14 protein-coding genes and 1 pseudogene are annotated in these 13,071 nt (G+C 66.8%); 10 read left to right on the top strand and 5 right to left on the bottom strand.

From position 1 onward, the window contains the following. Positions 1 to 9: 9 nt before the first annotated feature. Together AC1DBX_RS09725 and AC1DBX_RS09720 are read right to left on the bottom strand one after the other, a co-directional pair. Positions 10 to 1,107 (bottom strand): LCP family protein, encoded by a 1,098-nt coding sequence (locus tag AC1DBX_RS09725; protein WP_476931644.1) that lies wholly within the window; start codon positions 1,105 to 1,107, stop codon positions 10 to 12. 75 nt (positions 1,108 to 1,182) lie between these two features. Continuing rightward, positions 1,183 to 2,178 carry an LCP family protein gene (locus tag AC1DBX_RS09720; RefSeq protein ID WP_476872923.1) on the bottom strand — a complete coding sequence of 332 codons (996 nt, stop codon included), beginning with the start codon at positions 2,176 to 2,178 and terminating at the stop codon, positions 1,183 to 1,185. Between the two features lie 452 nt (positions 2,179 to 2,630). Between AC1DBX_RS09720 and AC1DBX_RS09715 the strand changes: the two genes are divergently transcribed. Then, positions 2,631 to 2,882, top strand: coding sequence for a hypothetical protein (locus AC1DBX_RS09715; protein WP_343213085.1), 252 nt, complete (start codon positions 2,631 to 2,633; stop codon positions 2,880 to 2,882). A gap of 53 nt (positions 2,883 to 2,935) precedes the next feature. Here the strand turns inward: AC1DBX_RS09715 and AC1DBX_RS09710 are convergent, their stop codons facing one another. Then, positions 2,936 to 3,559: an arsenate reductase/protein-tyrosine-phosphatase family protein gene (locus AC1DBX_RS09710; RefSeq protein WP_476931643.1), complete on the bottom strand. Its 624-nt coding sequence runs from the start codon at positions 3,557 to 3,559 to the stop codon at positions 2,936 to 2,938. A 126-nt stretch (positions 3,560 to 3,685) separates the two neighbouring features. After that, a pseudogene (gene arfB, locus AC1DBX_RS09705) lies at positions 3,686 to 4,108 on the bottom strand (alternative ribosome rescue aminoacyl-tRNA hydrolase ArfB). Between the two features lie 104 nt (positions 4,109 to 4,212). Between arfB and paaA the strand changes: the two are divergent. From paaA to galU, 7 genes are all read left to right on the top strand, one after another. After that, positions 4,213 to 5,238 carry a 1,2-phenylacetyl-CoA epoxidase subunit PaaA gene (gene paaA / locus AC1DBX_RS09700; protein WP_476859315.1) on the top strand — a complete coding sequence of 342 codons (1,026 nt, stop codon included), beginning with the start codon at positions 4,213 to 4,215 and terminating at the stop codon, positions 5,236 to 5,238. Then, positions 5,235 to 5,537 (top strand): 1,2-phenylacetyl-CoA epoxidase subunit PaaB, encoded by a 303-nt coding sequence (gene paaB / locus AC1DBX_RS09695; protein ID WP_476931642.1) that lies wholly within the window; start codon positions 5,235 to 5,237, stop codon positions 5,535 to 5,537. Before paaA ends, paaB begins: the two co-directional genes overlap by 4 nt. Before the next feature lie 20 nt (positions 5,538 to 5,557). Beyond that, positions 5,558 to 6,454: a 1,2-phenylacetyl-CoA epoxidase subunit PaaC gene (paaC, locus tag AC1DBX_RS09690; protein WP_476887318.1), complete on the top strand. Its 897-nt coding sequence runs from the start codon at positions 5,558 to 5,560 to the stop codon at positions 6,452 to 6,454. A gap of 11 nt (positions 6,455 to 6,465) precedes the next feature. Next, positions 6,466 to 7,050, top strand: a complete 585-nt coding sequence (gene paaD / locus AC1DBX_RS09685) for a 1,2-phenylacetyl-CoA epoxidase subunit PaaD (protein ID WP_476931695.1) — start codon at positions 6,466 to 6,468, stop codon at positions 7,048 to 7,050. 15 nt (positions 7,051 to 7,065) lie between these two features. Continuing rightward, positions 7,066 to 8,292 carry a 1,2-phenylacetyl-CoA epoxidase subunit PaaE gene (gene paaE / locus AC1DBX_RS09680; protein ID WP_476931641.1) on the top strand — a complete coding sequence of 409 codons (1,227 nt, stop codon included), beginning with the start codon at positions 7,066 to 7,068 and terminating at the stop codon, positions 8,290 to 8,292. 41 nt (positions 8,293 to 8,333) lie between these two features. Beyond that, positions 8,334 to 9,113 (top strand): enoyl-CoA hydratase/isomerase family protein, encoded by a 780-nt coding sequence (locus AC1DBX_RS09675; RefSeq protein WP_476931640.1) that lies wholly within the window; start codon positions 8,334 to 8,336, stop codon positions 9,111 to 9,113. A 98-nt stretch (positions 9,114 to 9,211) separates the two neighbouring features. Further along, positions 9,212 to 10,102, top strand: a complete 891-nt coding sequence (gene galU, locus AC1DBX_RS09670; protein ID WP_476855591.1) for a UTP--glucose-1-phosphate uridylyltransferase GalU — start codon at positions 9,212 to 9,214, stop codon at positions 10,100 to 10,102. Here galU and AC1DBX_RS09665 read toward each other — a convergent pair. Then, positions 10,099 to 10,563, bottom strand: a complete 465-nt coding sequence (locus tag AC1DBX_RS09665) for an Lrp/AsnC family transcriptional regulator (RefSeq protein ID WP_026537452.1) — start codon at positions 10,561 to 10,563, stop codon at positions 10,099 to 10,101. The genes galU and AC1DBX_RS09665 overlap by 4 nt on opposite strands. A 159-nt stretch (positions 10,564 to 10,722) precedes the next feature. Between AC1DBX_RS09665 and pdhA the strand changes: the two genes are divergently transcribed. Next, positions 10,723 to 11,961, top strand: a complete 1,239-nt coding sequence (pdhA, locus tag AC1DBX_RS09660; protein ID WP_476931639.1) for a pyruvate dehydrogenase (acetyl-transferring) E1 component subunit alpha — start codon at positions 10,723 to 10,725, stop codon at positions 11,959 to 11,961. Continuing rightward, positions 11,958 to 13,070, top strand: coding sequence for an alpha-ketoacid dehydrogenase subunit beta (locus AC1DBX_RS09655; RefSeq protein ID WP_476931638.1), 1,113 nt, complete (start codon positions 11,958 to 11,960; stop codon positions 13,068 to 13,070). Before pdhA ends, AC1DBX_RS09655 begins: the two co-directional genes overlap by 4 nt. The last annotated feature ends 1 nt before the right edge of the window (position 13,071 follow it).

Raw genomic sequence — 13,071 nt, 5'->3', positions numbered from 1 at the left:
AGCGGCGCCTCAATTGCCGTTCTGCAGATTGTTGGCCGCCACGTAGCCGGCAAGCGTTCCCGAGCGCAGTGCGGCGGAGAGCGCTGCGGTCGCGGCAGGGTCCTTCAGGACAATCGACTGGCCGTCCCGGCTGGTCCCGGTGCCGGCGGTCGGCAGGGTGAAGAACACGCCACGTCCCGGCGGCGTGCTCCGCAGGCCGAAGGCGAGGTTTTCCAGCGACTCCAAGGTGAAGCTTGCGTCCAGGGTCACGTGCGGCAGCACCGTCTTGATGAGTTTGCGGACGGTGCCGCGGTCCGCCAGGCCGCCTTCGGAAGCCAACTTGGCCATCATGGCTTTCAAGAACGTCTGCTGGTTCCGGACCCGCTGGTAATCGCCATCGGCGAAGGCATGGCGCTCGCGGACGAAGGCCAGGGCCTGCAGCCCGTTGAGGTGGTTCACGCCCGCCGGGAAGTGGACCTTGTCATCTGCGGTGGCGGTGAATGACTGTTTGATGTTGACGTCGACACCGCCGAGCGCGTCCGTCATGGCCGCGAACCCTTGAAAATCCAGCATCACCGTGTGGTCGATGTGCGCACCCAGCAGCGCCTCCACCGTCCGCGTCATCAGCGGCAGTCCGCCCAGTTCCAGCGCGGCATTCACCTTCGAGGTTCCGTGGCCGGGGATGTCCACCCAAAGATCGCGCATGATCGAGATGCCGTAGACGCTCTTCCGGTCCGCCGGGAGGTGGATCAGCACAAGAGCGTCGCCGCGCTGGTCGGAGGTGGTGCCGCGGGCCGCCGCCGCCCGCTCATTCACCCGGCTGTCGCTCCCGATCAGCAGGATGTTGAGGGCGACGGCGGGTGGTTCCGGGGTGGGCGTGGGGGTGGGCGCCGGCGTGGGGCTGGCCGCCGTCGCCGTCGCGGCCGCCGGGGCGGCTGTCGGTGCCGTGGCTCCGGCCGGAGCGGGGCTCCCGGGCCGCTGCACGGTGAGGACGTAGGCCGCGACGGCCACGACGACCGCGAGCAGCGCCCCCAGGAGCAGAATAATCGGACGACGGCGGCCTGCCGCAGGGGACGGGGGAGGGGACGCCGCGGAAGCCGCGGCTGCTGGCTCCGGAGCGTTCCCCATGAACGGACGCTACCACTGCGCCCGGCCGCGGACTATGGGTCCAAGGGCCTCTCTGGGCGCCTCAGTTGACGGGAGTCAGTTGCCGTTCTCGAACTTGTTCGCGGCGACGTACTCGCCCAGGGTGTCAGAGGCCATCGCCGCGGAGATCTTTTGGATGGCGTCCGGGTCGGCCAGCACGATCGACTGGCCGTCCGTGGACGTTCCGATGCCCCCGGTCGGCAGGGTGAACATGACGGTGTTCTGCGCCCGGATGTCCTTGAGCTCGAGCCCCAGCCCTGCCACGGCTCCCGAATCAAAGGTCTTGTCGACCGTGACGAACGGCGAGACGGCACCGACCATGTTGTTGATGGTGATCGGGTTGCTCAGCGTCTGGCCGGCAGTCGATTTCTTGATGATGGCCCGCAGGAACTCCTGCTGGTTGCGGACCCGCTGGTAGTCGCCGTCGGCGTAGGCGTGGCGTTCGCGCACGAAGGCCAGGGCTTGGGTTCCGTCGAAGGTGTGCTGGCCCGGGGCGAAGGACTGGCCCGGCAGTGCGGTGGAGCTGAACGGCACCTTGATGTTCACAGTTACCCCGCCCAGCGCGTCGGTGAGGCCCTTGAAGCCCTCGAAGTCGATCATCGCCACGTGATCGATGCGCTGGTGGAAGATCGACTCGATGGTCTGCACCATCAGCGGCGTACCGCCAAGGGCCAGTGCCGAGTTGATTTTCGCCTCGCCGTGCCCGGGGATGTCCACCCAGAGGTCGCGCATGATGGACATCGTGTAGATGTTCTTGCGGTCCGCCGGGATGTGCATGAGCATCAGCGTGTCCGCGCGCTGGTTCGTGGGCGTTCCGCCCGCGGCATCAGCCTCGGTGGCGCCGCGGCTGTCGCTGCCCATCACCAGGATATTCATCGCGGTGTTGGTCTTCTGCGGACGCGTGGACTCGTCGGGGAAGGCCTGCTCAATCTTGCTCGTGCCGGAGTCGAAGGTCCGTGCCAGGTTGAAGAGGTAGCCGCCAGCCACCACCGCGACGAGCGCCACGACTACGGCGACGGCGATCAGCACCTTGCGGCCCCGGTGTTTCCTCACGGGCCGCCGTTCCCTGGATCCGGCCGCGGGGACTTGGTCTGCGCTGTCGAAGGGGTGCGTCATGTATTCCTCTTGGTCAGTCGGGACGGTGCCCGGAATCTATCTGTCGCTACTCAGGCTGGCTGCACTCAGGCTGGCTGCGCCGGGGGCCAGGTGCCGGAAAGTGGGCCCGGTGGCGGCCTTCTTTACAGTACACCGGGCGCGGCAACAACAGTTTTGGACCAAGAAGGCACTAGATAACGCGGGGTTCCCCGGATATGAAGCGCACTGTTGCCTGCGTCACACTCCCTGCCTAGGCTGGGGGCGGTCGCAGCGTCGCGGCCAAACCGGTCGCAGCGTCGCGGCCAAAGCAGTAAATGCACGAACAGGGGAATCGTTTGAACCACAAACTCCGGGTTCTTGTCAGGCTCGACCTCGATTGCGGTCAGGCAGAAGTAGCAGCGCAGGGACATGTGACGGCAAGAAGCCTCCAGGCCCTGTACGTGGTGGTCAAGCGGGCGAACCACCTGAGAGAAGGACTCCATCTGGTGTTGGATGTCAGCCACGCCGTGGTGGAGCCGGCAGCCCTGGAGCAGCTGCGGGAGTGCTCAGCCTCCCACCACCTGCCCGCCGCCATTGATCCGCTTCAGTCCGAATGCCAGCTCAGCATCGTGGCGCCGGTGGAACCGATGGCGGTTCCCCGGGCCAGGAGGTTGGCGGCATAGCTCCGGGCCGTCGAACGAAAACCCCTCCGGGAGTGCCCGGCTCTTGCGGCCACTCAGCCGTTGTGGAACTCAGCTGTGGTGCGCGCGAAACGCAGGATGGTGAGGAGCGCGGGCGCGAGCTCGTACTCCATCTGCCGGTACATTCCCTCGCCGCGCCCGTAGGGATCCACGACGTCGTCCTCTGAAACGTCCTGGGCAAGTGTCAGGTGCCGGACCGCAGCGGCCCGGGCGGGCAATTCGCGCCAAAAGCTTCTCAGGTCCACCGCCGGATCCGCCGTGCCATCCCGCTGGGTGCTGCCGCGCTGTTCCAGGACCCTCAGCATGCGCGCGAACTCGCGGATGGTAAACGTGCGCCGGAGCAGGGAGGCATCCATCTGCAGTGCTTCGCCGCGGTGATGTGCGGCCATGGTCAGGACCAGATCGGTGTGGCGCAGGATCGTCGGCGTCAACTGCCGGGCGGCAAAGCCGTCCGGTGTTCCGCCATAGCTCCGGATGATGTCCGCTGAGCTGGGCTGGACGGGCTCGCCCACCATGGCCCGGGTGCCGGCACTCTCTACCTCGAAGGCGCCGGGTTTCATCCGGTCAAGTCCTGCCTGGAGCAGGCGTTCTGCGACGGGGGAACGGCAGATGTTCCCTGTGCAGACGGTCAGGATCCGAATGGGTGGGGACGACTCCAAGGCTTCCATTTTCCGTTTCGTGATGCTTAGCGGCGACGTAATGTTCGAGCTTATCTTCCCCCGGGCGCGGGCGCGCGTTTCCCGCTGGCTGGATGACTGGCCCGACGGCTGGATGACTGTACGGCGCTATTCGGCGGACGGCCGCCGTCGTTGCTGTTTCGTCGCTGCCCGCTGTTCCTTTGCGGCGAGGCGTCGACGGTTCGAGCCGCGGGTGGGTTTGGTCGCCCGGCGGCGGGCGGCCTCGGGGGCAAGACCCTCTGCCACGATGCCGGCGAGCTTGGCCAGGGCGATCTAGCGGTTGCGCAGCTGGGAGCGCTGCTCGGCGGCGGTCACGGTGATCACTCCGGCGATGAGGCGCCGTTCAAGGCGGGTGGCCAGTATCAGCCGTTGACCATCCGAGAGCGCCGTCGAGGCCGCGACGTTCCACGAGAGTTCGACGCGGCTGTCCGAGGTGTTGACGTGCTGGCCGCCTGGCCCGGACGAGCGCGAGAACCGCCAGCGGAGCTCCGACGCGGGAATGGTGAGCGCGGCCGACACCTCCAGATCCATGCAACCAGCGTTACACGGATTCCTGTCCTTGACGCATCTCCGGCCTTCCGCATATCCTGAACGAACGGTCGGTAATTATTTATCCGAAATCATTAGGAGCAACCATGGCATCGCAGACCCTGCAGTCAGTGCCCGCCGAGCCATCGCAGGCACGGCATGAACTGAGCCCCGAGGACGCGGCCCGGCTCGACGCCGAGGGCCAGGCATACTTCGACAAGGTCATGGCGGAAGATTCCCGGATCGAGCCGCGTGACTGGATGCCCCCGGCCTACCGCAAAACGCTCCTGCGCCAGATCTCGCAGCACGCGCACTCGGAGATCATCGGCATGCAGCCCGAAGCCAACTGGATCTCCCGCGCCCCGAGCCTGAAGCGTAAGGCCATCCTCATGGCCAAGGTCCAGGACGAGGCCGGCCACGGTCTCTATCTGTATTCCGCTGCTGAAACTCTCGGCCAGCCGCGCGATCAGATGATGCAGGACCTGATGGACGGCAAAGCCAAGTACTCCTCCATCTTCAACTACCCCGCCCGCACGTGGGCCGACATGGGTGCCATCGGATGGATGGTCGACGGCGCCGCGATCGCCAACCAGGTGCCGCTCTGCCGCGCCTCCTTCGGCCCCTACGGCCGGGCCATGGTGCGGGTCTGCAAGGAAGAGTCCTTCCACCAGCGCCAGGGCTTCGAGATCCTGCTGGAACTTTCCAACGGCACCCCCGAGCAGAAGCAGATGGCACAGGAAGCGGTCAACCGCTGGTACGCCCCGGCCCTGATGATGTTCGGCCCGCCGGATGACGATTCGCCCAACTCCAAGCAGTCCATGGCCTGGAACATCAAGCGGTTCAGCAATGACGAGCTCCGCAACCGGTTTGTCGGCATGATGATGGAGCAGGTCAAGGTCCTCGGCCTGACGCTTCCGGACAAGGACATCCGGTTCAACGAGGAAACCAAGAAGTGGGAGCACGGGCCGCTGGACTGGGATGAATTCCATGAAGTCCTGGCCGGCCGCGGCCCCTGCAACGCCCAGCGCCTGGAACGGCGCCGCGAGGCACACCAGAACGGCGCCTGGGTGCGCGAAGCCGCCGCCGCCTACGCCGAGAAGCAGAGCCGCAAGCAGAAGGAATCAGCAGCATGACAACCGAACCCCACGCAGGCAACGTCTGGCCCATCTGGGAAGTATTCGTCCGCTCCAGCCGCGGCCTGTCCCACGTCCATGCAGGATCGCTGCACGCGCCCGACGCGGCCATGGCCCTGCGCAACGCCCGGGACCTCTACACCCGCCGCAACGAAGGGGTATCCATCTGGGTGGTCCCGGCCGAGGCCATCGCCTCCAGCGACCCCGATTCCAAGGGTTACTTCTTTGAATCCCCCCAGGGCAAGGACTACCGCCACGCCACTTACTACACCAAGAGCGAGGGCGTGAAGCACCTGTGAGCACCACTCCCGAAACAGACATGCACGACAGCGGCCACGGCGACATCTCCGTCGGCGTATCCGGTGCGGGCGCCAGCGGTGACGGCACCGCGAGCGCCACCCGCATCACCCCTGGCAACGCCCTCCGTCCGGAAGACATCGCCCTCGCCGTCAACCGCGGCTCTGCGAAGCCGAGCGAGGACGCTGCCGAGTTCGCCCTGCGCCTGGGTGACGACGCACTGATCCTGGCCCAGCGCCTGGGTCACTGGATCTCCCGCGCGCCGGAGCTCGAAGAGGACGTCGCCCTCGGCAACATCGCCTTGGACGAACTGGGCCATGCCCGGTCCTTCCTCAGCTACGCCGGCGGCCTGGACGGGCGCAGCGAAGACGATCTCGCCTACTTCCGCCGCGAGCACGAGTTCCGCTCCGCGGCGCTCTTCGAGCAGCCGAACGGGGACTTCGCCGTCACCATCGCCCGGCAGTTCGTGGTCAGCTACTACCAGTTCGAGCTCTACCGCCGGCTGACGTCCTCCACCGACTCCACCCTGGCCGGCATCGCCGCCAAGGCGGTCAAGGAAGTTGACTACCACCGGGACCACAGTGCCCAGTGGGTGCTGCGCCTGGCCCTCGGCACGGACGAATCGCGCCGGCGCATGATCCAGGCGTTCAAAGTCGTCTGGCCCTTCGTCGATGAGCTGTTCCGCGACGACGAACTCACCGGACGCCTCAGCGAAGCCGGCGCCGCGCCCCAGCCGTCGAGCCTGCGCGAGGACTTCGACCGGCTCACCGGCGAGATCCTGGCCGAAGCCGAGCTCGAGGTCCCCAACGTCCAGCCATCACCGGGCGGGGGCCGCCGCGGCCTGCACTCCGAACACCTCGGCTACATCCTCGCCGAGATGCAGGTGCTCGCCCGCGAGTACCCCGGAGCCAGCTGGTAGAGACCATGGAAATGTTTGTCTCCGATCCGGAAACCGCCGAGCGCCGCAACGCCGCCAAGGGCAATACTGCCCGGGAGAAGGCCTGGGCGGTCGCTGCCACCGTGTGCGACCCCGAAATCCCGGTCCTCACCATCGCGGACCTCGGCATCCTGCGCGATGTCCAGGTCTCGACGGAACCAAGCACTGACGACGGCGGGATGGTTCCCGCCGTCCAGGTCATCATCACCCCGACATACTCCGGCTGCCCCGCCATGGACGCCATCCGGGATGACCTCACCACGGCTTTCCACCTCGCCGGGTACCCGAGCGTCCGGGTCGAACTAGTCCTCTCGCCGGCCTGGACCACTGACTGGATGAGTGCCGACGGCAAGGCCAAGCTGGAACAGTACGGGATAGCCCCGCCGTCCGGCCGGACGGCTGTTGACGGAAAAGCAGTCCGGCACGCCGGCCCGGTCCGGCTCTCGCTCGCCGTCAAGTGCCCCCAGTGCTCATCCCTGAACACCAAAGAACTCACCCGCTTCGGTTCCACCTCCTGCAAGGCCCTCTACGTGTGCCAGGACTGCAAGGAACCGTTCGACTACTTCAAAGTCTTGTAAGGAACAGGTGCTTCCATGAAGGTTGTCCGCCAGACCGCCGCGGAGTCGGCCGCAGCCACCGGCCGCCGTCGTGCGTCCTTCCACACCCTGACGGTGGACGAAGTCCGCCGGCTCACCGACGACGCCATCGAGGTGACGTTCGGGGTCCCGGCCGAGCTCGCCGGACAGTTCGACTACCTGCCGGGCCAGTACGTCGCGCTGCGCACCACCCTGCCCGACGCCGACGGCCAGCCGCACGAGATCCGCCGCAGCTACTCGATCTGCGCCGAACCGCGCAGTTTCGCGGACGGCAGCAGCGAAATCCGCGTGGCCATCAAGAAAGACCTCGGAGGCCTGTTCTCCACGTGGGCCAATGCCGAACTCAAGGCAGGCGACGTCCTCGACGTCATGAGCCCCATGGGAGCCTTTGTCTCCAAGCACGGCCGGGACGGCAAGTCCGTGGAACAGAACCTCATGAACTCCATGAACCATCCGGAAGAGTTGGCGGGCGAGCCCGGCTCTTTCGTGGCGATTGCCGCGGGCTCCGGCATCACTCCCGTGATCGCCATTGCCCGCACCCTGCTGGCGGCCCACCCGGAAACCCGCTTCGACCTCGTCTACGCCAACAAGGCCGCGATGGACGTGATGTTCCTGGAAGAACTCGCGGACCTGAAGGACAGATACCCCGCCCGGCTGGCCTTGCACCACGTCCTTTCGCGTGAACAGCGGATCGCGCCGCTGCTCAGCGGCAGGATCGACGCCGAGAAGCTCCAGGCGCTGCTGGGCACCGCGATCCACGCCGACGACGTCGACGAATGGTTCCTCTGCGGCCCGTTCGAACTCGTCCAGCTCTGCCGGGACACCCTCGCCGCGCGCGGCGTCGCCCCGGAGCATGTCCGCTTCGAACTGTTCACTTCCGGCAAGCCGGAGCGCCCCGAGGGCAACATTGGCCGGCCCGTGGTCACGGACGAATCCAAGGAAACCTACAAGATCACGTTCAAGCTGGACGGGCTGCAGGGCGAAGTGGCCAGCCCCACCCATGCCCGCGAGTCCATCCTCAACGCCGCCCTCCGGGTCCGCCCCGATGTGCCGTTCGCCTGCGCCGGCGGCGTCTGCGGCACCTGCCGGGCCAAGGTGGTCAGCGGCAACGTCACCATGGACGAGAACTACGCCCTGGAGCAGGATGAACTCGACAAGGGCTACGTCCTGACCTGCCAGTCCCACCCCACCACACCGGAAGTCACGGTCGACTTCGACGTCTAAGGTTTTTCGACGTCCAGGCCTTTTCAAATCCAAGGAGCCCCATGATCTCCCTCTCCATTGCCGACGGCGTCGCCGAGGTCGTACTCGACGCCCCGCACAAGCTGAACTCCCTCGACGAGCAGGCACTCGCGGATTTGTCCCGGGCGTACGACGACGCCGCTGACGCCGCCGCGCGCGGCGACGTCCGGGCGCTGCTGCTCCGCGGCGAAGGCCGGGCCTTTTGCGCCGGCCGTGACATTGCCGGCGTTACACCGGAGAGCGATGACGCGCAGGCCTACCTCGGCGGGCTCGTCCAGCCGCTGCTGAAGAAAATGAGCGCCTTCCCCGCGCCCACGTTCGCCGCCGCCCAGGGCGCCTGCCTCGGCGTGGGGCTGGGGCTGCTGCTGGCCACGGATGTGGTCTACGTGGCAGAGAATGCCAAGGTCGGCTCACCGTTCGCCAAGCTCGGCGCCACCCTCGATTCGGGCGGGCACTGGTATTTCACCGAGCGCCTCGGCATGCACCGGACCCTGGACCTGATCTACACCGCCGAGCTCATGAGCGGCGCCGACGCCGTGGCGCAGGGCCTGTTCAGCCGGGCCATGCCCGTGGCGGAACTGCTTGAGAATACCCGCGCCATCGTGGCCGACGTTGCCACCGGCGCCACGGGTGCGTTCCGGGCCAGCAAGGAGCTCGTCGCGCACATCCGGGACCAGCGGCTGGGGCTGTGGGAGGCCATGGAAGAGGAAAACGCAGAACAGGCACGGCTGTGCAAGAGCGAGGACTACGCCGAGGGTTTCCGGGCCTTCCAGGAGAAGCGCAGCCCGGTTTTCAAGGGCTGAGGGCCGGCCCGGTCGGGGTACCCGGAAACGCATTTCCCGGCTACTCGTCTTTGCTTCGAAGCATTCTCATTTCCGGAACCCGCTTGTAATGTTCGGTTATGACTCTGGGGAAATCTGTAAATAAGGCTGTCATACCCGCGGCGGGACTGGGAACCCGGTTCCTGCCGGCAACTAAGGCGATGCCAAAGGAAATGCTGCCCGTGGTCGACCAGCCGGCCATCCAGTACGTGGTGGAAGAAGCCGTCCGGGCCGGGCTGACGGATCTGCTCATGGTGACCGGGCGCCAGAAGCGGGCGCTGGAGGACCACTTTGACCGCGAGCCCTCGCTGGAGCACGCCCTCGAACTCAAGGGTGATTTCGACAGGCTGGAGGCCGTCCGCCACGCTTCCCGCCTGGGCCCGCTGCACTACGTGCGCCAGGGCGACCCCAAGGGGCTCGGTCATGCCGTCCTCTGCGCCCGCCAGCATGTCGGGTACGAACCGTTCGCCGTCCTGCTGGGCGATGACCTGATCGACGAGCGGGACGAGCTGCTGACCGCCATGATGGATGTCCAGGCCCGGACCGGCGGCTCGGTTGTGGCCCTGATCGAGGTGGATCCGGCGGAAATCAGTGCCTACGGCTGCGCCGACGTTTCGGTTGTGCCGGGCCAGGACCATGTGCGGGTCAACCGGCTCGTGGAGAAGCCTGCCGCCGCCGAGGCCCCGTCCAACCTGGCCGTGATCGGCCGGTACATCCTGCATCCGGAGATTTTCGATGTCCTGGAGGACACTCCGCCCGGCCGCGGCGGCGAAATCCAGCTGACCGACGCGCTGCAGACCCTTGCCGTGTCCGACTGCGAGGGCGGAGGCGTCTACGGGGTGGTCTTCCGGGGCCGCCGGTACGACACCGGAGACAAACTGAGCTACCTCAAGGCGGTCATCTCGATCGCAGCCGACCGGGTGGAATTCGGCGAAGAGCTCCGGGCCTGGATGAAAGCGTTCGTCAGCTAGCGGGTGTCCAGGTCCTCGAATACCAGGAACGTCTGGGTGTCCAGGACTCCGGGCATGGACTGCAGCTGATCGAAGATCACCCGGCGAAGGTCGATGTTGTCCACGGCGCGCACCAGCAGGATGACATCGAAGTCCCCGCCGACCAGAGCGATGTGATGGACCTCGGGGATCGCGCGCAGGAGTTCGCGCAACTCGCGCCAGGAATGCTGGCGCACTTTCAGCGTGACGTATGCAGAAGACTTCAACCCGGCTTTGATGGGATCCACCAGGGCGGTGAACTTGGTCAGGACGCCTTCGCCCGTGAGCCGGGCGATCCGGGTGTAGGCGTGGGCGCGGGAAATGTGGACGTTCTCGGCCACCTGTGTCACCGACATCCGGCCGTCCCGGGTCAGCTCCGCGATGATGTTCCGGTCCACATCGTCCAGCGGCACCGCCACCTGCTCTGATTCGAGCTCTGCCATTCGTCTACGACTCCCGCCGGTAATCCAGCTCACACTTACGATTTGTCTTCCAGATTAGGGCAAATTTGTGGACATCTCCACGATTTGCCGTGGGGCTGGATACGAAACATCGGCTGGCGGCATACTGGGAAAGATTAGTGGCTACAGAAGGACGGACCAATGACGATCTCCGCAGACCACGCTGCGCAGCCAGCTGCGCAGCAGGCCGCGCAACAAGATCCAGCCGGTGATGCCGTGAGCAAGTTCGGTATCACCGTTGAGGACTACATGCTGCCCGCACGCCACCAGATCCAGATGGTGGGCCCGGACGGAACCCTGAATCCCCACACGGAACAGGGTACCCAGCCGGGGCACGAGTACAGCCTGCCCAGCGAGACCGAACTGATGGCCGCCTACGAGCAGCTCGTCATCGGCCGCCGCGTCAATGACCAGAACTCCGCGCTGGTCCGGCAGGGCCGCATGGCCGTCTACCCCTCGAGCCACGGCCAGGAGGCGTGCCAGGTTGCCGCCGCACTGTGCCTTGCCGAGGGTGACTGGTTGTTCCCCACCTACCGCGACTCCGTGGCCGTCATGGCCCGGGGCGTGGATCCGGTCCAGACGATGACGCTCTTCCGCGGCGACTGGCACGGCGGTTACGACCCCGCCAAGAACAAGGTCGGCATCCAGTGCACCCCGCTGACGACCCAGCTGCTGCACGGCGTCGGCGTTGCCCACGCCGCCAAGCTGCGCGGCGAGGACACCGTGGTCCTGGCCATGTGCGGCGACGGCGCCACGAGCGAAGGCGATTTCCACGAGGCCCTGAACTTCGCCGCCGTCTTCCACCTGCCAGTGGTCTTCTTCGTCCAGAACAACCAGTACGCGATCTCCGTGCCGCTGGCGCACCAGTCCGTTGCGCCCTCCCTGGCCCACAAGGCCGTGGGCTACGGCATGGCCGGCGAACGCGTGGACGGCAACGACGTCGTGGCCCTGCTCGCCGTCCTCGGCCGGGCCGTCAAGCTCGCCCGGGAAGGTTCCGGCCCGCTGCTGGTGGAGGCGCACACCTACCGGATGCAGGCGCACACCAACGCCGATGACGCCACCCGCTACCGGCAGGACAGCGAAGTCGCCGAATGGGTGGCGAAGGACCCGCTGAGCCGGATGCAGACCTACCTGACGGACCGCGGCCTGCTGGACGACGACCGCGCCGCCGTGATCGCCGACAAGGCAGAGGCGGTAGCCACGCAGCTGCGCGAAGGCCTCAGCGAAGAGGTCCCGGTGGAACCGCAGGATCTCTTCAAGTACGTCTTCTCCACCCCCACACCACAGCTGAAAGAACAGTCCGCCATGCTCGCCGACGAACTGGCCCGCGACGCCGCATCCACCGCAGCTGTATCCACCTCTAGGGAGGCCGGGAAATGAGCCCCACCATCACCACGTCCTCCGAGGCGAACGGCAACGTCAGCGCCGCGACCGCCCGCGCCGCCGCCAAGGCTGCTGTTGCGGCCGAGCAGGCCGGCCCGCAGACCATCACCCTGGCCAAGGCCCTGAACACCGCGATGGCGGACGCCATGCACGCGGACCCCTCGGTCCTGGTCTTCGGCGAGGACGTCGGCATGCTCGGCGGCGTCTTCCGCATCACGGACGGGCTCACCAAGACCTTCGGCACGAGCCGCTGCTTCGACACCCCGCTGGCCGAATCCGGCATCGTCGGCATGGCCGTCGGCATGGCAATGAACGGCATGCGCCCGGTCATCGAAATGCAGTTCGACGCGTTCGCGTACCCGGCCTTCGAACAGATCGTCAGCCACGTCGCCAAGATGCACAACCGCACCAAGGGCGCCGTGAAGCTGCCCATGGTCATCCGGGTCCCGTACGCCGGCGGCATCGGGGGAGTGGAGCACCACTGCGACTCGTCCGAGGCCTACTACGCGCACACTGCCGGTCTGAAGGTCTTCACCCCGGCCACCGTGGCCGACGGCTACCGGATGCTTCGCGAAGCCATCGACTCCGATGACCCCGTCATGTTCATGGAGCCCAAGAAGCTGTACTGGTCCAAGGACCAGGTGGACCTGGACGCGCTGCGCGCCGAGCACGCCGCGAACACCGAGCGCGGCACGTCCTCCGAGGGCCGGGCCGCCATCGCCCGCCCCGGCACCGACGCCACGCTGATCGCCTACGGTCCGTCCGTTCCGACGGCGCTCGCCGCAGCGGCCGCCGCCGCCGAGGAAGGACGCTCGCTGGAAGTGATCGACGTCCGCTCGATCGTGCCGTTCGATGATGAGACCGTCTGCGCCTCGGTCCGCAAGACCGGCCGCGCCGTGGTGATCGCCGAAGCCCACGGCTTCGCGTCCGTGGCCTCGGAAATCGTCGCCCGGGTCCAGGAACGCTGCTTCCACCACCTGGCCGCACCGATCCGCCGCGTCACCGGCTTCGACGTGCCCTACCCGGCGCCGAAGCTCGAGCACTACTACCTGCCCGGCGTGGACCGCATCCTCGACGCCGTTGACGACCTCCAGTGGGAAGACTGAC

The sequence above is a fragment of the Arthrobacter sp. 10N44_2 genome (assembly GCF_056394385.1).
The sequence above is the reverse complement of the archived record's forward strand: the minus strand, read 5'-3'. Positions and strand labels throughout refer to the sequence as shown.